The 17,319-nt window shown below is 69.7% G+C and carries 22 protein-coding genes; 21 read left to right on the top strand and 1 reads right to left on the bottom strand.

The genetic code is table 11. The annotated features are described in order from the left end of the window. Positions 1-62 precede the first annotated feature (62 nt). The 21 genes from QOL16_RS15170 to QOL16_RS15070 all read left to right on the top strand — a co-directional run bounded on the left by QOL16_RS15170 (position 63) and on the right by QOL16_RS15070 (position 16,424). Positions 63-701, top strand: a complete 639-nt coding sequence (locus tag QOL16_RS15170) for a hypothetical protein (protein WP_071284874.1) — start codon at positions 63-65, stop codon at positions 699-701. A gap of 67 nt (positions 702-768) precedes the next feature. Next, positions 769-1,542, top strand: coding sequence for a P22 phage major capsid protein family protein (locus QOL16_RS15165; RefSeq protein ID WP_217637636.1), 774 nt, complete (start codon positions 769-771; stop codon positions 1,540-1,542). Then, complete coding sequence (locus QOL16_RS15160) at positions 1,542-1,961, top strand: hypothetical protein (RefSeq protein ID WP_071284875.1); 420 nt, start codon at positions 1,542-1,544, stop codon at positions 1,959-1,961. The genes QOL16_RS15165 and QOL16_RS15160 overlap by 1 nt, the downstream gene beginning before the upstream one ends. Positions 1,962-1,969: 8 nt before the next feature. Next, on the top strand, positions 1,970-2,530 hold the full coding sequence (locus QOL16_RS15155) for a hypothetical protein (RefSeq protein WP_071284876.1): 561 nt from the start codon (positions 1,970-1,972) through the stop codon (positions 2,528-2,530). Further along, positions 2,527-2,928 (top strand): DUF6093 family protein, encoded by a 402-nt coding sequence (locus QOL16_RS15150; protein WP_071284877.1) that lies wholly within the window; start codon positions 2,527-2,529, stop codon positions 2,926-2,928. Before QOL16_RS15155 ends, QOL16_RS15150 begins: the two co-directional genes overlap by 4 nt. Further along, the gene (locus tag QOL16_RS15145) at positions 2,921-3,316 is read left to right on the top strand and encodes a hypothetical protein (protein WP_071284878.1); all 396 of its coding nucleotides are present in this window, start codon (positions 2,921-2,923) and stop codon (positions 3,314-3,316) included. The genes QOL16_RS15150 and QOL16_RS15145 overlap by 8 nt, the downstream gene beginning before the upstream one ends. After that, positions 3,313-3,744 carry a hypothetical protein gene (locus QOL16_RS15140; protein WP_071284879.1) on the top strand — a complete coding sequence of 144 codons (432 nt, stop codon included), beginning with the start codon at positions 3,313-3,315 and terminating at the stop codon, positions 3,742-3,744. Before QOL16_RS15145 ends, QOL16_RS15140 begins: the two co-directional genes overlap by 4 nt. A gap of 42 nt (positions 3,745-3,786) precedes the next feature. Continuing rightward, entirely contained in the window at positions 3,787-4,302 is a 516-nt protein-coding gene (locus QOL16_RS15135) for a hypothetical protein (protein ID WP_071284880.1), read from the top strand. Between the two features lie 74 nt (positions 4,303-4,376). Then, the gene (locus tag QOL16_RS15130) at positions 4,377-4,949 is read left to right on the top strand and encodes a hypothetical protein (protein ID WP_071284881.1); all 573 of its coding nucleotides are present in this window, start codon (positions 4,377-4,379) and stop codon (positions 4,947-4,949) included. Further along, positions 4,949-5,377 carry a hypothetical protein gene (locus tag QOL16_RS15125; protein WP_071284882.1) on the top strand — a complete coding sequence of 143 codons (429 nt, stop codon included), beginning with the start codon at positions 4,949-4,951 and terminating at the stop codon, positions 5,375-5,377. Before QOL16_RS15130 ends, QOL16_RS15125 begins: the two co-directional genes overlap by 1 nt. Before the next feature lie 42 nt (positions 5,378-5,419). Beyond that, entirely contained in the window at positions 5,420-8,323 is a 2,904-nt protein-coding gene (locus tag QOL16_RS15120; RefSeq protein WP_071284883.1) for a phage tail tape measure protein, read from the top strand. A gap of 2 nt (positions 8,324-8,325) precedes the next feature. Next, on the top strand, positions 8,326-9,357 hold the full coding sequence (locus tag QOL16_RS15115; protein ID WP_071284787.1) for a phage tail family protein: 1,032 nt from the start codon (positions 8,326-8,328) through the stop codon (positions 9,355-9,357). Positions 9,358-9,366: 9 nt separating this feature from the next. Further along, the gene (locus tag QOL16_RS15110; RefSeq protein ID WP_071284786.1) at positions 9,367-10,494 is read left to right on the top strand and encodes a hypothetical protein; all 1,128 of its coding nucleotides are present in this window, start codon (positions 9,367-9,369) and stop codon (positions 10,492-10,494) included. Then, complete coding sequence (locus QOL16_RS15105; protein WP_071284785.1) at positions 10,494-11,594, top strand: hypothetical protein; 1,101 nt, start codon at positions 10,494-10,496, stop codon at positions 11,592-11,594. Before QOL16_RS15110 ends, QOL16_RS15105 begins: the two co-directional genes overlap by 1 nt. 9 nt (positions 11,595-11,603) lie before the next feature. After that, complete coding sequence (locus tag QOL16_RS15100) at positions 11,604-12,401, top strand: hypothetical protein (RefSeq protein ID WP_071284784.1); 798 nt, start codon at positions 11,604-11,606, stop codon at positions 12,399-12,401. Further along, a complete protein-coding gene (locus tag QOL16_RS15095; RefSeq protein WP_071284783.1) occupies positions 12,398-13,378 on the top strand; it encodes a D-alanyl-D-alanine carboxypeptidase family protein in 981 nt (326 codons plus the stop codon). The genes QOL16_RS15100 and QOL16_RS15095 overlap by 4 nt, the downstream gene beginning before the upstream one ends. A gap of 10 nt (positions 13,379-13,388) precedes the next feature. Continuing rightward, positions 13,389-13,859: a hypothetical protein gene (locus tag QOL16_RS15090; RefSeq protein WP_071284782.1), complete on the top strand. Its 471-nt coding sequence runs from the start codon at positions 13,389-13,391 to the stop codon at positions 13,857-13,859. An 11-nt stretch (positions 13,860-13,870) separates the two neighbouring features. Beyond that, complete coding sequence (locus tag QOL16_RS15085; RefSeq protein ID WP_139266426.1) at positions 13,871-14,296, top strand: hypothetical protein; 426 nt, start codon at positions 13,871-13,873, stop codon at positions 14,294-14,296. Then, positions 14,293-14,478 carry a hypothetical protein gene (locus tag QOL16_RS15080; protein ID WP_071284780.1) on the top strand — a complete coding sequence of 62 codons (186 nt, stop codon included), beginning with the start codon at positions 14,293-14,295 and terminating at the stop codon, positions 14,476-14,478. The genes QOL16_RS15085 and QOL16_RS15080 overlap by 4 nt, the downstream gene beginning before the upstream one ends. Beyond that, positions 14,478-14,834 carry a hypothetical protein gene (locus QOL16_RS15075; protein ID WP_071284779.1) on the top strand — a complete coding sequence of 119 codons (357 nt, stop codon included), beginning with the start codon at positions 14,478-14,480 and terminating at the stop codon, positions 14,832-14,834. Before QOL16_RS15080 ends, QOL16_RS15075 begins: the two co-directional genes overlap by 1 nt. A gap of 24 nt (positions 14,835-14,858) precedes the next feature. Continuing rightward, positions 14,859-16,424, top strand: coding sequence for an SGNH/GDSL hydrolase family protein (locus tag QOL16_RS15070; protein ID WP_083395043.1), 1,566 nt, complete (start codon positions 14,859-14,861; stop codon positions 16,422-16,424). On the opposite strand, the gene QOL16_RS15065 is transcribed toward QOL16_RS15070, so the two are convergent. After that, a complete protein-coding gene (locus QOL16_RS15065; protein ID WP_071284777.1) occupies positions 16,417-17,118 on the bottom strand; it encodes an SGNH/GDSL hydrolase family protein in 702 nt (233 codons plus the stop codon). The genes QOL16_RS15070 and QOL16_RS15065 overlap by 8 nt on opposite strands. Positions 17,119-17,319: the final 201 nt, after the last annotated feature.

Here is a 17,319-nt window from a genome sequence, read left to right as displayed (position 1 = left end):
TCCCGCCGCCGGCGGGACGCACAGCCGCGCACGGCGGCCACCACCACCAGGGAGCAACTCCTATGACGGATTCGACCGACACCACCACGGACACCACCACCGACACGACGGCGACGGACACCACCACGACGACCACCACCGAGGTCATCGACGGTGCTGACCAGCTCGGCGACGCGGGCAAGAAGGCCCTCGACAGCATGAAGGGGCAGCGCAACGCCGCCCGTCAGGAGCTGCAGAGCCTCAAGGACCAGCTGGCGACCCTGCAGGCCGAACGCGACAACGCGGGCAAGACCGCGGAGGAGCAGGAGCTGGACAAGGCCCGCAAGGACGGCGAGACGGCAGCCACGAAGCGGTTCAACGAGCTCCTCGTCGGCGCGGAACTCCGCGCCGCAGCGAAGGGCAAGCTCGCCGACCCCTCCGACGCCTCGCTGTACCTCAAGCTGTCCGACTTCCAGGTGTCCGAGGACGGAACGGTCGACGCCGAAGCGCTCGGCGAGGCGATCGACGACCTCCTCACCCGCAAGCCGCATCTCGCGGCTGAACCGCAGTCGCGGTTCCAGGGCGACGCCGGCCAGGGCAACCGCGGCGAGAAGCCCAAGCCCCAGGTCACCGAGACCGAGCTCAAGTCCATGTCCCCCGCCCAGATCAACGAGGCCCGCCGCGACGGCCGCCTCAACAAGGTCCTGGGCGTCTCTTCCTGAAAGGGGTACCCACCATGGGTATCAGCCACTTCATCCCCGAGGTGTGGTCCGCGTCGCTGCTCGAGCAGTGGTCCGACCAGACCATCCTCGCCAACCTGCTCAACCGTCAGTACGAGGGCGAGCTCCGCTCCGGCAACACGGTCCACATCACCGGCATCGTCCCGCCGTCGATCAAGACTACAAGGCCAACAACCGCACCACGTCGGCCGACCCGATCTCGGACACCGGCCTCGACCTCGCCGTCGACCAGGAGAAGAACTTCGACTTCTACGTCGACGACATCGACCGCGCCCAGGCGGCCGGCTCCCTCGAGGCCTACACCGGCGCTGCGGGGACCGCGCTGAACGAGGACACCGAGAAGTTCCTCTTCGCGCTCCTCGTCGCCCAGGGCACCGCCGCGAGCGGCATCACCCGGGTCAACGACCCGGCGACCGCGTTCAACGCCGTCCGCGACCTGCGGAAGGGCCTGAACAAGGCCAAGGCCCCTGCCGGCAACCGCATCCTCGTCGTGAACGCCGAGTTCGAGGCGCTCCTGCTCTCGAACGACTCGAAGCTCACCTCGGTCGACACCAGCGGCGACAACCAGGGTCTGCGCAACGCGACCATCGGTGGTCTCCTCGGGTTCCGCTCGGTCGTGTCGAACTTCGCGCCGGAGCAGAACTACCCGCAGGCGATCGCGTTCCACCAGGACGCCGCCGCGTTCGTCTCCCAGATCCAGGAGACCGAGGGCATGCGGGCCACCGACCGGTTCGCCGACCGCGTCCGCGGTCTGCACGTCTACGGCGGCAAGGTCGTGCGTCCGAAGGGCGTGCAGGTCTACACCGGGACGGCGACCGCCTGATGCGCGTCGTCGGAGACTCCGGAACGGAGTTCGAGCTCGAGGACACCGTCGCGACGAGCATGATCGCCGCCGGCCACCTCGCGCCCGTCGACCCGGACGACGTCGAGGCCACGGCCACCGGCGTCGCCGCGAGCGACGAGGACCGCCTCGGGCTGCTCGAGGACCGCGTCACCGCGCTTGAGGCCCTGATCGCCTTCGAGCTGGTCCCGCCCGGCCCCTCCGAGGGCGAGGGCGAGGGTGACGGCGAGCCCGACCCGGAGGGCGGCACCGAGCCCGCCTCCGGCGAGCAGTCCGGCCCCGTCAAGGAGGGGGAGCCCGAGACGGGCCCCGCCACCGACGAGGCGCAGGACATCCTGCACGACACCAAGCCGCCGGCGAAGCGCACCCGCGCCCGCCAGACGGACACCGACAAGTCCTAGGAGGACAGGTGGACGCGTTCGCATCAGTCGAGGATCTCGGCATCCGGCTCGGCCGCGTCTTCACCGACGAGCAGAAGCCGCAGATCAAGCAGCTGCTCGAGGACGCGTCCACCTACCTCCGGGACGACGTGATCGGCCAGCAGATCTACCCACCCCGCACGACCACGTTCACCGCGTGGCCGGACAACGGGTGGGTGGACCTGCCCCAGCAGCCCGTCACCGCCGTCACCACCGTCACCCGCGGCGGGAAGCCGGTGCCGTACGACTGGCGGCCTGGAATCGTCCGGGTCGACGGTGACGGCCCCGTGGAGATCACCTTCACCTACGGGTACGCCACCGCCCCGGACAGCCTCGCCCGCTGGGCGTGCGTGCTCGTGTCCCAGACCCTCACCACCATCGAGATGAACCTCGGCCTCACCGCCGGCGGCCTGTCCTCGGTCGGGATCGACGACTTCCGTGCGGCGTTCGCCGACGGCGGGGCCTCGACCGGCATGGAGCTCACCGCCGCGAACAAGGACCGGCTCCGCGAGCAGTGGGGCAACACGGTGAACGTCGGAGGGACCCGATGACGCTCACCGCCGGCATCCTCGCGATGGGACGCCGGCAGGCCGAACGGCTGATGACCGACCGCTGCCAGGTCGGCACCGTCACGCGCGGCCCGATCGACCCGGACACCGACGACTACCCGACGGTCTTCGAACCCGTCTACGACGGCCCCTGCCGGTACAAGGCGGGCAACGTCCAGGCGCACGACGCCGAGGTCGCCGGCCAGCTCCTCGTCAGCCAGCTCGCCACCCTCTCGCTCCCGATCGACACCTCTACCGCCGTCCGGGCGGGCATGCAGGTCCGCATCACCAGCTCCGCCACGGACCCGGCACTGCCCGGCACCGTGGCGACCGTGAAGGCCCCGTTCCGCTCGGCGGACGCGACCGCCCGACGATTCCCCGTGGAGGTCACCGATGGCTGACGATGACCTCTTCCGCCTCGCCCGCAATCTCGGGCAGGTGCCCGGCGGCACCGGCCCGAAACTCCGCCAGGCGATCGAGATCACCTCGCGGAAGATCAAGGACCAGATCAAGTCCGACTACGACGGCTCCCGCAACCTGCCGCACGCCGGCGGGTCGATCTCCTACGACATCAAGGGCACCGGCTCGAACCAGTACGGCGGCCAGCTTGAGGCCGAGATCGGTCCGGTCCTCGGCGGGCAGGGCTCCGTCGTCGGCCTCGTCGACGAGGGAACCAGCAAGACGCCCGGGAAGAAGCGCATCCCGAAGGCGCTGGCCGACAACGCCGACGACTTCGAGCTCGGCATCCAGCGCGCGATCGACGACGCACTTGGGGAGGCCGGCCTGTGAGCCTCGCTGACGACGCCGCCCTGCTCGAGCTCCTCCGGAGCGACGTCGAGCTGGCGAAGCCGGACCGGCTCTTCGACAGCATCGCTGAGCGCGCGGACGACAAGCCGATCTCGGCGACCTGGTACGTCGTCGTGCAGCCCGGTGCGGACGTGGACACGGTCCAGCGCCTCGCGGGCCCGCAGGTGCACCGGCAGCCCTCGACCACGTTCCAGTGCGTCGGCTCCACCCCCGAGCAGGCTCGCCGCGCCGCGGAGCGCGTCGATCGCATGCTCCGGCCGCGCGGCTTCGGCGTCGTCCTCACCGTTTCCGACCGGGTCACGACGCCGCTGATGCGGGACTACGTCGGCCCGGTGCAGCGCGACCCCGACTCGAGCCCACCGATGTGGTTCCAGACCCTCGAGTACTCGTTCCACTCCGACCCCGCCTGACCCCCACCAGCCGCGCCGCGGCACTGACACCAAGGAGCCCACATGGGTATCAACACCACGGTCCAGCCGTCCGTCGGCATGGACTCCAACCTGCTCATCCTCTGCTCGCTCGCGAGCAACCTCCCGACGGACCTCACCACCGTCAAGGTCTCGGACCTCGCCAAGGCGACCGCTGTCGACGTCACCTACGCGCTCACGACCGACGGCTTCAAGGAGGGCGTGAAGGAGGACACCGTCACCGACGACCGCCTCGCGCTCGTCGGCGTTCTCGCGCAGCCCGGACGTGTCACCGAAGACCTCACCGTCCGGTACGTCTTCGGCTCCGCGAACGACGTCGCCGACCCGCTGCTCGTCCCCGGCGCGACCGTCGTCTACGCCGTCCGCCGAGCCGTGCCGCACGACCAGGCCCTCGCCGCCGGCGACAAGTTCGACTACTTCCCCGTCAAGTGCGGCCAGAAGCAGAACGACGCCTACAGCGCGAACGCGAAGTTCACCCGCACCCAGGCCATGTACCCGCAGGCGCTCGCCAAGCGGAACGTGCCGCTGCTCGCCGCGTAGCCCACTCCCGGCCGGACGCTTCCCCCATCGGCGTCCGGCCGGGTCACCACCGATGGGGAAGAGATGGGACTCTCATGGCCTTCACCGACAAGCTCGCCGCCGCGAAGAGCGCACCGCGGCCCACCCGCGACGTCACCGTCGCCCTCGACTCCGCCGTCGAAGCGCGCCGCAAGGAGCTCTCCGACGAGCTCGACGCCGCACGCGACAACGACGACCCGCGCCTCGCGGCCGGCAGGGACCCCGCCGAGCTGCAGCAGCAGATCGACGCGCTCGAGGCCGAGTACGCCGCGGCGCTGATCGTCATCCGCTTCACCCGCCTCCCCGGACAGGAGTGGGCCGAGCTCACCCTCCGGAACCCGGCCCGTCCGAACGTCATCGCCGACACGATCGTCGGGGGCTACAACGTCCACGCCGTCACCCGCGCCGCCGCCATCGTCTCGGGCGTGATCGTCGACGGCGACGAGGAGTACTCGCCCACCGAGGCCGAGTGGAACGACCTCTTCGACACGATCTCGGGCTACGAGTTCGGCAACGTCGTCGACACCGTCTACGCGCTGAACCAGTCGGACGCCCAGCAGGCGATCGAGCTCGCGGGAAAAGCATTGGCAGCAATCCACGACTCCGGGCGGATGTCGCTGCCGCAGTAATGCTCGGCATCTCCCCCCGGAGATTCTGGGGTTGGGAGCCCCGCGAGACCCACCGCATCATCCGCACGGGGAACCGCACCGTCGGCCACGAGGTCGAGCGCGAGGCCGAGTGGAACGACGCCGACCGTGCGCTCGTCCTCGCGCTGCAGCGGTACACCGACAGCCTCGGACCGCACGGCTTCCCGATGGAAGACGTCGTGTCGGAGCTCGCCGACCCGACCAACCCGGAGGCCGAGTACGGCTACGTCGCGGGCGTCCCGACCCGGATGCCCGACGGCTCGCTCCGCGACATGCCGGTCATCGACCAGGCCCGCAAGGCGCAGCAGGACGCCGAGGACGCGTACCGCGAGCTCGTCGGCCCGGACGCACCCATGAACGGCGTCTTCTTCCCCGTCAGACGCGTCGCACGGACACCACCGAAGACCTGACGCCACCACCACAACTCAACAGCGCTCGACGGGAGACCCGCCATGGCCGATCGCATCGTCCGCGTAGTCCTGCAGACCCTGTCCTCGAACTACGTGCAGGGCATGCACGACGCCGAGAACGCCACCAACGACACCGCCAACGCCGCGCACCAGCAGGCCGAGGCCATGGAGAAGCTCGGCAAGGTCTTCCTCGGCGTCGGCGCGGCCGCGGCCGGGTTCGTCGTCCTCGCCGTGAAGTCGTTCGCCGACTTCGACGCGCAGATGTCGCAGGTGAAGTCCCTCTCCCACGCGACCGCGTACGAGATGGACCAGCTCCGCAACGCCGCCCTCACCATGGGGCAGGGCATCGGCTTCTCGGCCACCGAGGTCGCGGAGGCTGAGACCGAGCTCGTCAAGGCCGGCGTCAGCGTCAAGGACATCCTCGGCGGTGGCCTCAAGGGTGCGCTCAACCTCGCCGCCGCCGGCCAGCTCGACGTCGCGAAGGCAACCGAGATCGCCGCGATCGCGATGACCCAGTTCGGCCTCAAGGGCTCCGAGGTGCCGCACATCGCCGACCTCCTCGCCGCCGGCGCGGACAAGGCGCTCGGTTCCGTCGAAGACCTCGGCATGGCCCTGAACCAGTCCGGCCTCGTCGCCGCGCAGTTCGGCCTCTCGGTCGACGACACCGTCGGCACCCTGTCCGCCTTCGCGCAGGCAGGTCTCCTCGGCTCCGACGCCGGTACCTCGTTCAAGACGATGCTCACCCAGCTCGCGAACCCCTCCCAGCAGTCCGCCGAGCTCATGCAGAAGCTCGGCATCGTCACGAACGACGCGAACGGCCAGTTCATCGGCATCACGAAGCTCGCCGGCGTCCTGCACGACCAGCTCGGGTCCCTCACCCAGGCGCAGCGGAACCAGGCGCTCGCGCAGATCTTCGGCAACGACGCGATCCGCGCCGCCAACGTCCTGTACCAGAACGGCGCGTCCGGGATCCAGGGGTGGATCACCAGCGTCGACGACACCGGCTTCGCCGCCGTGCAGGCGTCCGGCAAGATGGACAACCTCAACGGCGACGTCAAGAAGCTCGGGTCCGCCTTCGAGGCCGGCCTGATCAAGTCGGGCTCCGCGGCCAACGTGCAGCTCCGCGGCATGGTGCAGGGCCTCTCCGACCTGATCAACGCGTTCGTGAACGCGCCCGGCTGGGTGCAGGCGACCGTCCTCGCCATCGCGGCGCTCACCGCCGGGATCGGCCTCCTTGGCGGCGGCATCCTCACCATCGTCCCGAAGGTCGCCGCCGCTCGAGCGGCCATGGCCGCGATGCAGCTCTCCGCGGGCAACCTAGCGCTCACCATCGGCAAGGGTGGCGCGGTCCTCATCGGGATCGCCGCGATCGTCAGCGGCCTCACGAACCTCGGCAGCCAGACCGACCTGACCGTCGACCAGCTCGCGAGCCTGAACGCCGCCCTCAAGACGAGCTCGCCGGCCGCCATCGACAAGGAGTTCACCGGCGGCGGCGGTGCGTTCGACGCGATCGGCGTGAAGGCCAACGGGCTCAAGGACGCCCTCGCCGCGCTGAACGGCGGCGCGAACCAGACCAGCATCGGCATGGGGAAGTTCCTCGACGGGGCGACATTCGGTCTCGCTCACGTGTCCGACACCGCGAAGCGATTCGAGGCGTCCTTCCGCGCGATCGGCCAGGGCCTCGCGCAGATGGCGGACTCCGACCTCAAGGGGGCCACGGCCCAGTTCCGTGAGTTCGTGAAGGAAGCTGGCGGCGGGAAGGACGCCGTCGAGCAGCTGCTCGAGCAGATGCCCGACTACAAGGCGAAGCTCATCGACCTCGCCGGCGCGCAGGGGAAGAACCTCTCCGACCAGGAGCTCTACAACCTCGCCCAGGGCAAGGGCGCGCTCGCGACGAAGCTGATGTCCGAAGCAACCGACGAGCAGCAGAAGAAGCTCGCCGAGCTCTCCGGCAAGGCGCAGCAGGGCACGCAGGACATCGGCTCCCTCGCCGACGCGATCCGCAACTTCGGCAAGGGGCAGCTCGACGTCAACGACGCCGAGCGGCAGTTCCAGCAGGCGATCGACGACGCGACTGCCTCCGTGAAGGAGAACACGGGCGCGGTCGACGCGGCGAGGACCAGCTTCGACCTCGGCTCCGAGGCCGGCCGCAACGCGTCCGGAGCGATCGACGGCATCGCCTCCGCCGCGAAGACCTCCGCCGCGGCCCTCTTCGAGCAGTCCGGCTCGCAGGACGTCGCGACCGCCAAGCTCGCCGAGGGGCGTCAGGCTCTGATCAACGCGCTCGGCGCGTACGGCATCACCGGGCAGGCAGCCGAGGACTACGCGAACAAGGTGATGGGCACCCCGCAGCAGTGGGCGACCAACTTCACCAACTCCGCGCCGCAGGCGGGCCAGAAGGTCACCGAGTACCAGGCGAAGCTCAACGCGCTCCCGGCCGACAGGCAGACCCAGGTCAACGCAGCCACCGACGTCGCTCGCCGCGGTGTGCAGTCGGTCCTCGACACCCTGAACGCGATCCCGAACGAGAAGCGGATCACGATCACCACGAACCGGGTGAACGTCGGAGACGGCACGCCCGGCAACGGCCTCGGCGTCATGAAGGCTGCCGGCGGCGCGATCCACGGTCCCGGCACCGGCACGTCGGACTCGATCCCGGCGTGGCTGTCGAACGGCGAGCACGTCCTCACCGCGAGCGACGTGCAGAAGCTCGGCGGCCAGGCGGCGGTCTACGGCCTCCGTGCGGCGATCCAGCGCGGGCAGGCTCCCCGCTACGCCGTCGGCGGGGCCGTCTCGTACGCACCGCAGGTGCAGCGGTTCGCCGCGCCCCCGCAGGCCACGGAGGTGGGGCCCCGCATCGGGACCGTGCAGAACAACATCGTCAGCCCTGACCCCACCGCCGCGGCCATGTCCGTCGTGCGCCGCCTCAACGCACTAGGAGCGTGACCATGCCGATCCTCCCCGACCAGGTGACCGCGAGTCTCAACGGCATCGTGTTCGGAGGGATCGACCAGTACGGCGTCGACTGGTCACTGCAGGCGCTCGACGGGTGGTCGGCGACATCGTCGACCACCCGGGCGACGCAGCGCGCCCGCCGGTCCGGCTCGCTGCTCGGCACCCCATTCGCGACGGGTCGGTCCGTGTCGCTCTCGGGTCGCATCTTCGCCCCTACCGCGGACCTCCTCTCCGACGCGATCGACCGACTCAACGCCGCAGTGACGCTCTCCGACTCGCAGCTGTTCGTCACCGAAGCGAGCCGCACGCGATACGCGTGGCTGCGGCAGTCCGACGACGTCATCACGAAGCACCTGATGCCGACGATCGCGACCTACTCGATCCAGCTGATCGGTGCGGACTGGCGGAAGTTCGGCGCTGATGTCTCCAACCGGACGCGTCTGCCATCCACCACCGGCGGGCTCATCATCAACAGCGCCGGCCCGGCCACGGCGGACTACGCCTCGCCCGATCAGGCGCAGGCCGCAGCCATGAGCGCAGGACTCAGGATCAGCCCGACCTCCGATCCGGCGTACTACGACCTCCAGAACGCAGACGGCACGCCGGCGACCGCGACCTACCTCGCCGTTCCCACTACGGCGACCGGGCTCGTCATCTCGCCCGCCGGTCTCACGATCGACGCCGTCACCGTCACCGGGCAAGTGTCGCTGACCAACCCTGGCAACGACACCGGCCCGCTTCGGCTTCGCATCGACGGGCCCTGCACCGGCCCAGTCGTGACGCACGTCGGTACCGGCGATCGGCTCGTGTTCTCGAGCTCGCTCGTGCTGGCCGCCGGCGAGTGGCTCGACATCGACATGGAGAAGCGACAGGTCTACGCCAACGGCCAGTCCTCGCGTGCCGGCTACATCACCTCTCGCGGGTGGTTCGGCTTCGACCCGGGACCCAACACCTTCGCCTTCACCGCCGCGCAGTACAACGCGGCGTCCCAACTGACCGTCGCCGGCACCCCGGCGTGGAGATAGGAGCGCCTCGTGGCGATCACCATCTGGCCCGCGAACGCGACCAACGGCGTCCCGGCGGTCGCGGGTCGCGGCCTCCGGCAGACGAGCGTCGGCGTTCCCCTCGGCGGTGCGACGGCCGCTCGTCCGCTGGGGCTGTACTCCGGTGTCCGGCCCGGCACCCCGACCTCGACGGTGACCGTCGGGAACAACACGGTCACGGTCGCCCCGCATGCGGGCGCGATCGACGCGCAGACGGCCGCCGAGGCCGGCGGGTACGAGTACTCGTCCGACTCGGCCGTCGCCGTGAAGACCGGCCTCACCCAGGACCAGTCGAACCCGCGGGTCGACCTGGTCTCGGTGCAGGTGTCTGACCCGTCCGAGAGCGACGGTTCCGCGGTGCCGCAGGTGCAGTTCGTCTACACCCAGGGTGCGCCGGCGTCGACTCCGCTCGCCCCCGGCGACAGCGGTTCCTCCGTTGCGGCTCCGGGGCGCTCGTTCCCCATCGCACGCGTCAACGTCCCGAAGTCCGGAGGTGGTAACCCGACCGTGACGTGGGTCGCGCCGTACTGCCTGGCCGCCGGTGGCACCCTCGTTGTGAACCAGCTCGCCGACCTGACCGACGCTCTCGCCGCGTTGTTCCCGCCGCGGCAGCGCGCCGTCGTCCTCGCCACCGAGCAGACCTTCGAGGTGCGCACCGTGTCGGGGACGAAGAAGTGGGTCGCCGGCGCGGGGGAGTCCCGCGCCGCGACCTACACGACCCTCTCCGCAGGCGTCCCGGATGGCGGCCCGTACGGCATCGGAACGATCACCCCAGTCGCAGCGCAGACGGTGAACAACGACTTCGCCACCGTGGCGGGGTCGGCGTTCACGCTCACCAGCGGGACCTACGTCGCTTCCGCGTCGGGCACGCACTCGCCGACGACGACCCCCGGGTCTGGACGTGACTCGTTCATCCAGCTGAACCTCACACTCTCGGGCGCGGGCGGCGTCAACATCGGCCGGAACTCGTTCGGCCCGGGGGAGGACTCCGGCAACACCGCAGCGACGTTCGTGGTGCCCCCCGGCGCGACTGCGACGCTCTCGCCGGTCTACTTCAAGCAGGGCGGCGGCATCCCGAACTTCACCAGCATCATCACGATCACGAAGATCGGCGGCTGATGGCGTACACGTGGGTCGCCTGCGAAGCGCGCACGGGCCTCGTCATCGCGGACCTGCCGGACCTGAGCTGCGGGAAGGTGTCCGCGTCGATCGGCGCGTTCACCACCACCTCCGCGGCACTGCCGTACCCGGGCCCGGACAACGCGTCGCCGGAGAACTGGGAGCGGGCCACCCAGGGCGGCGCGTCCTACCTCGTTCTCCTCGACGACGTCACCGACCAGCCCGTGCAGGGGTACCTCATCGGCAAGCGCGTCGCCGACGAGACGCCGATGCTCTCCCTGCAGAACCTCGTCTCCCTCGAGGCGTACTTCGATCGACGGTTCATCGGCGACAAGACATTCACCCAGACCGGGCAGAACGCGATCGTCGCAGCGATCGTCGCCGCGTACGTCGCCGCCGGCAGCAACGGTGGCATCCCGTTCCGGGTGCTGAACCTCGACGGGGGCCCCGGGGCGCTGCGCGACCGGACCTACACCGACATCAGCGACAAGACGGTCTACTCGGTCCTGACCGAGATCATGGGCGTCATCGGTGGTCCGGAGTGGACGGTGACGTGGGAGTCGAAGTACGTCGGCGGCCAGCGTTTCATCACGCCCGTGCTGCAGGTCGGGGCCCGCATCGGCGTCGACCCGCTCGCTGGGCTCGCCCCTGCCGCCACGTTCGACATGCCGGGGAACCTCACCGAGTTCACCTACTCGGAGGACTGGACCGCCCAGGGCGGCGCGACCGACATCCTCGCCACCTCCACCGCCAGCGCCGACAGCCGACCCCAGTCGACACACGTCGTCGTCGCGGACTCGTCACGGCCCACGCTCGAGTGGCGGTTCACCCCGTCCACGTCGATCACCGACGTCGCGACGTTGCAGCAGCACGCAACCAGTGAGGCGGCGATCATCGGCGGCGGCGTGAACGCGCTGACCCTCACCGCCGACGTCGAGGACGCACCACGGCTCGGCGTCGACTGGTCGATCGGCGACACGATCGGGTGGGACATCACCACCCCCCGGTTCTCGAACGGCTTCCGCGGCACCGCCCGCGCCGTCGGCTGGGAGCTCACCCTCGCCGACGTCGACCTCATCGCGCCGATCATCGCGCAGTAAGGAGCCCGCATGCCGTTCCGGTCCCCGCAGTCCGACGAGCAGAACCTCGGACTCACCCTCACCGCCCCGGTGCGCGCCGCGATCCGCGAGTTCGTCGCCAGCATCGTCCCGACCGTCATCCCGATCGTGCAGGGCTCCGCGGACCGCATCACCGCACTCCTCGGCTCGTACCTGCTCAAGACCGACGCGACGGCGACGTACTCGCCCCTCGGACACAAGCACGCAGCGTCCGACATCACCGCCGGCGGCACCACCGCCAGCGGCTTCACCGTCGGTGGCGACCTCGAAGTCAGCGGTGGCGTCACCGCGACAGGAGCAGTGACCGGCGACGCCGGCACCTTCCCCTCCGCACTCAACTCCACCGGCGTCTACGGCCGACAGCTGACCTCCTCCTACAAGGCCGTCTACATCGACGCCGGCGGGAACTTCGGCTTCTCCCCATCACCCCGAGCCGTGAAGACCAACATCCGCCCCTGGCAGCCCGACACCGACGTGCTCCTCCGCATCGTCCCCTCTCTCTACCAGTACAAGGCCGAGTTCACCGAACGCGACCGCCGAGCAGCACTCCCAGAAGACGACCCCGACCACGACGACGACTACCAAGTCGCCACCATGCTCGGTGTCATCGCCGACGACCTCGACGAACTCGGCCTCGAAGAGTTCATCTTCCGCGACGAAACCGGCGCGCTCGCCGGCGTGCACTACGAGCTGCTCGCCCTCGCGCTGCTGCCCGTCATCCAGGCCCAAGAAGCGCGCCTGTCCACCATCGAGCAGCACCTCGGCCTGCCGGGGAAGGAGCAGCCATGAGCGCCAACGGTCAACTGACCAGCGCCGAGCTCGTCATTGTCCCGAACACCGCGGACATCACCACGATCGGGGTGCAGCGCGTCGCCGTCGCGGTGCTGCCGTACCTCCTCGCCTCGGCGGCGGAGTTCCGGCAGGAGACCGGGCAGCGGCTCGTCCTCGCCGAGGGGTACCGACCGCTCGCGACGCAGATCGACTACTTCAACGCCCGCTACCACGTCGTCTCCTCCGGCGGCGTCTGGTGGAACGGCAAGCGGTGGGCGAAGAACGCCGGGGCCGCGACCGCCGCGGTGCCGGGCACGAGCCCGCACGGGAGCGCGGTCGCGGTCGACCTCTGGTCCGGCATCGACACGTCGTTCACCTCGAGCAACCACGAGGTGTGGGTTCGCGTGTCCGCGAAGTACGGGTGGAAGAACACCGGTACCGGCTTCGGGGAGCCCTGGCACCAGGAGTGGGCCGCCGCCCGCGTCACGAAGCGCGTCACCCTCACCGCGGCGCTCGTGCGCCCGGCCGCCTCGTCCGGGGCGATCACGAACACCATCACCGGCCGCCCGGCGGCCTCGAGCGTCCAGGAGGACGACATGCCCATCATCGAGCTCGTCAAGCAGGACGGGGACACGTCCGGCACGGTGTGGATGGCCCGGGACCGGATGGAGCGCCGTCCCCTGTCGGCGGCGGACTTCGCGGACGTCGCGTACTGGGTCGGGAAGCAGTTCGGCGAGGCTGCCGCACAGGTGCAGGTCGTGCGCAGCCTCACCGCGTTCGGCATCGACGTCTCGGCCCGCCCGGACACGTACGAGCTCGTGAAGGACGCTCACGGTGACGGCACCGTCTACCTCTCGTTCAACCGGGTGCTCCTCGTCCCGCTGACCGCGGAGGGACTCGCGGCGCAGGTGTGGAAGCTCGGCAAGCGCGGCTACGACACCACCGTCTCCCTCACCGACAACCTGGCCGCGTTCGGCGCGGCCCTGCACGCCTAGGAGGCCTGCCATGTTCCAGCGCTACACCACCGCCCTGCTCCCGCTCGGCATCGCGATCCTCGGCGTCCTCGACGCCGCCCGCGCATCCGGAGCCGCCCTGCTCGGCTGGCAGACCATCCTGCAGCTCGTCATCCTCGTCGCGACGACCGGAGCCGCGTTCTGGCTGCCGCTCGTCGACGGTCGGTGGGCGGGCCGATGGAAGACCGGAGCCGCGATCGTCGGCGCGATCGCGTCCGCGCTGATCGCGACGATCCCCGACGGACACTTCACCACGGCGACGCTGATCCTGTTCCTCACCGCCGCGCTCAAGGCGGTCGCGACGGAGGTCGGCGTGCAGATCCGCGTCGACGCCGCGAAGGTAGCCGCGATCACCACAAGCTCGAGCGTCCTGTCGACGGTCACTGTCGTCGACCCGCGCAAGGTGTCCGACGGTGACCCCGCGATCCTCCGCACCGAACCCGCGAACGTGCCCGCCAGCTGAGGTCCTGATCCGTGACGAACTCCCCGGGGGTGGGCCTCATGCACTGGCTCCTCGCATCGACCGTGTCCACCCCCGACACCACCCCCGACGGCTTCTGGAGCTGGGTGTCCGGCACCCTGTCCGTGTCCGACATCATCCAGGGCTCCGGGCTCGCACTGATCGTCGCCCTGTTCGCGACCAGGCGCATCCTCACGATCGCCGATCACCGCGCCCGCATCGAAGACCTGCAGACCTACCACGCCGCCGTCCTCCGCGAGAAGGACGACCGCTACGCCGCGATGACCGCCTCCCGCGACGAGTGGAAGCAGACCGCCGCCGAAGAACGCGACGCCCGCGAGAAGGCGGAAGAGGGCTACCGCGAGTTCGCCGTCGAAGTTGGCGGACTCACCACACACCTGCTGGGATCCATCGACGCAGCTGCGGAGACCACCCCATGAACGAGCAGACCGCCGGGCGGGAAGAGGCCCGCCGCGCCCGCGAGGAAGCACGCTCCGCCTCGAAGCGGATCGACGCCCTCCTCGACTACGTCCGGACCGGCCCCCTCGCCGCGATCCGTGAGAGCCGCCAGCAGAACCACTACACCGACAAGGTGCGCCGCATCGTACGAGGAGAACACTGATGGACGCGGTCCTCAACACCTGGGCCAACCTGCCGGCCTACATCGCCGCGGCGCTCGCGCTGCTGACGTTCGCGATCTACGGGTTCGGCTCGCCGTGGTACCGATCGCTGCTCGGGGTGTCGTTCTTCCTGAACTTCGGCTCCCTGCCCGCGGTCGTGCTCTTCGCATCCCTGCGCCGCATCGTCGCCTCGCTCAACACGAACCCCGCACCGAGCTCCGGCGACGGTCTCGGCTGGCTCGCCCTGACCCTCTACACGGCCATCGCACTCGTCCAGGCTCTCCAGCTCACCGTCCTCCTCATCGAACGCCGCCGAGGTCCGGAAGTCACCGTCCGAATCGGCCGCAAGCGTCGCTGAACCGCCCTCCGAGAAAGGCTCCTGATGGGTACACCCCAGATCCCCCTAGTCGACTCTGAATCTCACCAGCTCCCGCTTGCTGAGCGGCAGCGGATCGCAGCGAACATCGCTGACCCGGAAACGCCCGAGGGCGCAGCCGTTGGTGCCTCTACGGGTCTCCTTGCGGAACGCTCGCTGCTTAGCCACAGCACCGCCTTCCTCGGGGACTCGATCACCATCGGCGCAGTGTCGACCGAAGGTACCGGCATCCAGAACCAGGGCCGCGCCTGGCCGACGCACATGATGCTCGCCTCGCAAGGGCGGATCCGCATCGCACGGAACGCAGGCGTCGGCGGCAACACCACCGCCGGCATGCTGGCCCGGTTCGACACCGACGTCACGCCGTACGCCCCGTCCGTCGTCGTGATCGTCGGGGGCACGAACGACGTCGGTCAGGGTGTCGCGATCGCAACGTGGCAGGCGAACATCAAGGCGCTCGTCGCGAAGGTGCGCGGCATCGGCGCTGTGCCCGTGCTGGGCACGATCTACCCGAACGGGGAGAGCGTTCCGGCGGGCCGCGCGGCAACAGGCGAGGCCTGGAACAACTGGCTCCGCGAGTACTGCAGGGTGAACCGGATCCGCCTGATCCCGTTCGACCGGCTCGCTGACCCCGCGACCGGCGGATGGCCGGCAGCGTGGGTGTCGGGCGACCTCACGCATCCCGTGGCCGGCGGCGCGACAGGCATCATCGGGGCGTTCGCCTGGGCGGCCCTCGCAGACGAGTACGGGGCTCCTGTGGTCGCTCGAGCAGCATTCAACGGAGCCGACCTGCTGCCGAACGGATTCATGACGACGCTCGGATCGGCGTCCTCGGCACCATCACCGTCAGCCGCGGCGACGGCCGGGACCGGGGCGCTCGCCGCGGGGGCATACTCCTACAAGGTCTCCACGGTGTCCGTCTACGGCGAGTCCACACCGTCCGCCGCCGCATCTGCAACGCTCTCGGCGGCAGGTCAAATCGTCCTCACCTGGACGAACGTCGCGAACCGTTGCTACCGCGTGTACCGCAAGGGCCCCGCGGACTCGAACTGGTTCCTCATCAACGAGACCGCGAACAGCGCGACGTCCTTCACCGACGACGGTTCGTTCGTCTCGAGCACCGGCACACCGGAGATCACGAACCGGGCTGTCGCTCCGACCGGGTTCGCGACCGGCACCAATGCGGTACCGGCGAAGGACGCGGGCGTGTTCACTGACCCCGCTGTCCGCGGAAACGCGTACCGTTTCCAGCCCAACTCGGCCGGCGGCTCGAACATCATGTACGTGACGCCGTCACAGCCCGTGACGGCGGGGAGCACCGTGGAATTCACGGCGCTCGTGAGGTCATCGAGCGCGCTGTCGCACGGCATCGAGATCGCCCTGACCGGTTCGGGGATCAACTACAAGGCGAAGCCGCTGGACTCGGTGGTCGCCGCGCAGCCCGACTGGCAGCTCGTGAGCATGCGGTTCGTCGTGCCGACCGGGGTGACCGCCGCGCAGGTGTACACCGTGACGTCGGGACCGATGGACGTCGCGGAGTTCGGGTTCAGGGTAGTGCCCGTCGTCAGTTGACGATGGCGTCGTGCAGTGCACCGCCGAGGGCCTTCGCGCCCTCGGCGGTGGGGTGGATGCCATCGGCGGTGAATCCGTCGCGGTAGGTGTCTCCTTCGCGGAGCGCAGCGGCAGCGTCGACGAACGTCCAACCCGCGCTCTCGGAGAGCTGCTTGAGCTTCGTGTTGTAGGCGGCGGCCGTCGCGGGAGCGGCGTTCCGCGGCGGGATCGAGGACACGATGACGCGGTCAATTCCGGCCTTGTCGACGATGCTGCGGAGGTTCGCCGCGGTCGTGTCGAAAGGCACGCCCTGTCCGCTGTCGTTCGTCCCGGCGAGGATCACGAGAGTGTCTGCCTGGTAGGGCTTCACCGCGGCGTTCATGGCTTCGGTGGTGGCTCCTCCGAGCGCCCAACCGCCGACGAGGCGTGCTCCGTCTCGGTTCGCGTAGTAGGCCCAGGATGCGTCGCCTGCCTGGCCGTTGTCGATGTCGGGGCTGTTCGCTGCGGTGACGCTGTCCCCGACCACCGCGAAGCGCTCGACGGTGGCGGTGGATGAGAACGTTGGGGCGGGGCGGGGTGCTCGACCGGAGGCGGCTTGCGAGGAGCTCACGTGCTGCATGGCGAGCGCGACGAGCGCGGCGGCCATGATGGCGAGCAACACGACGATGATGCCCTTGTACGACCGGCTGAACCAGGCTACGAATCCGTTCCCCATGATCTGCTGATCCTAAGCGACGCTCACGATGCGCCCCGCCCCCTCATCCGAGGGTGGCGGGGCGCTATTCGTCGTTCACGGGGGTCAGAGCTCCCAACGCGACGGCGGCTCGAACTCGGCGCGGACGTCCGCGGCATGCTGCTCCGCGCCTTCGATCGAGTCGAACCACTGCCCGCTGTGCCACCCAGGACCTACGTAGTC

It is taken from the genome of Curtobacterium sp. MCBA15_004, from assembly GCF_001865055.2.
Taxonomy (GTDB): domain Bacteria; phylum Actinomycetota; class Actinomycetes; order Actinomycetales; family Microbacteriaceae; genus Curtobacterium.
Note: the sequence above shows the minus strand (reverse complement) of the source record. Positions and strands in the feature narration are given on the sequence as shown.

What these genes read in the sequence shown, in the direction of transcription:
- QOL16_RS15170 (WP_071284874.1), top strand. Translation starts at nt 63, where the DNA reads ATGACGGATTCGACCGACACCACCACGGACACCACCACCGACACGACG.
- QOL16_RS15130 (WP_071284881.1), top strand. Translation starts at nt 4,377, where the DNA reads ATGGCCTTCACCGACAAGCTCGCCGCCGCGAAGAGCGCACCGCGGCCC.
- QOL16_RS15075 (WP_071284779.1), top strand. Translation starts at nt 14,478, where the DNA reads ATGGACGCGGTCCTCAACACCTGGGCCAACCTGCCGGCCTACATCGCC.
- QOL16_RS15105 (WP_071284785.1), top strand. Translation starts at nt 10,494, where the DNA reads ATGGCGTACACGTGGGTCGCCTGCGAAGCGCGCACGGGCCTCGTCATC.
- QOL16_RS15070 (WP_083395043.1), top strand. Translation starts at nt 14,859, where the DNA reads ATGGGTACACCCCAGATCCCCCTAGTCGACTCTGAATCTCACCAGCTC.
- QOL16_RS15160 (WP_071284875.1), top strand. Translation starts at nt 1,542, where the DNA reads ATGCGCGTCGTCGGAGACTCCGGAACGGAGTTCGAGCTCGAGGACACC.
- QOL16_RS15115 (WP_071284787.1), top strand. Translation starts at nt 8,326, where the DNA reads ATGCCGATCCTCCCCGACCAGGTGACCGCGAGTCTCAACGGCATCGTG.
- QOL16_RS15150 (WP_071284877.1), top strand. Translation starts at nt 2,527, where the DNA reads ATGACGCTCACCGCCGGCATCCTCGCGATGGGACGCCGGCAGGCCGAA.
- QOL16_RS15125 (WP_071284882.1), top strand. Translation starts at nt 4,949, where the DNA reads ATGCTCGGCATCTCCCCCCGGAGATTCTGGGGTTGGGAGCCCCGCGAG.
- QOL16_RS15120 (WP_071284883.1), top strand. Translation starts at nt 5,420, where the DNA reads ATGGCCGATCGCATCGTCCGCGTAGTCCTGCAGACCCTGTCCTCGAAC.
- QOL16_RS15080 (WP_071284780.1), top strand. Translation starts at nt 14,293, where the DNA reads ATGAACGAGCAGACCGCCGGGCGGGAAGAGGCCCGCCGCGCCCGCGAG.
- QOL16_RS15090 (WP_071284782.1), top strand. Translation starts at nt 13,389, where the DNA reads ATGTTCCAGCGCTACACCACCGCCCTGCTCCCGCTCGGCATCGCGATC.
- QOL16_RS15065 (WP_071284777.1), bottom strand. Translation starts at nt 17,118, where the DNA reads ATGGGGAACGGATTCGTAGCCTGGTTCAGCCGGTCGTACAAGGGCATC.
- QOL16_RS15095 (WP_071284783.1), top strand. Translation starts at nt 12,398, where the DNA reads ATGAGCGCCAACGGTCAACTGACCAGCGCCGAGCTCGTCATTGTCCCG.
- QOL16_RS15145 (WP_071284878.1), top strand. Translation starts at nt 2,921, where the DNA reads ATGGCTGACGATGACCTCTTCCGCCTCGCCCGCAATCTCGGGCAGGTG.
- QOL16_RS15135 (WP_071284880.1), top strand. Translation starts at nt 3,787, where the DNA reads ATGGGTATCAACACCACGGTCCAGCCGTCCGTCGGCATGGACTCCAAC.
- QOL16_RS15100 (WP_071284784.1), top strand. Translation starts at nt 11,604, where the DNA reads ATGCCGTTCCGGTCCCCGCAGTCCGACGAGCAGAACCTCGGACTCACC.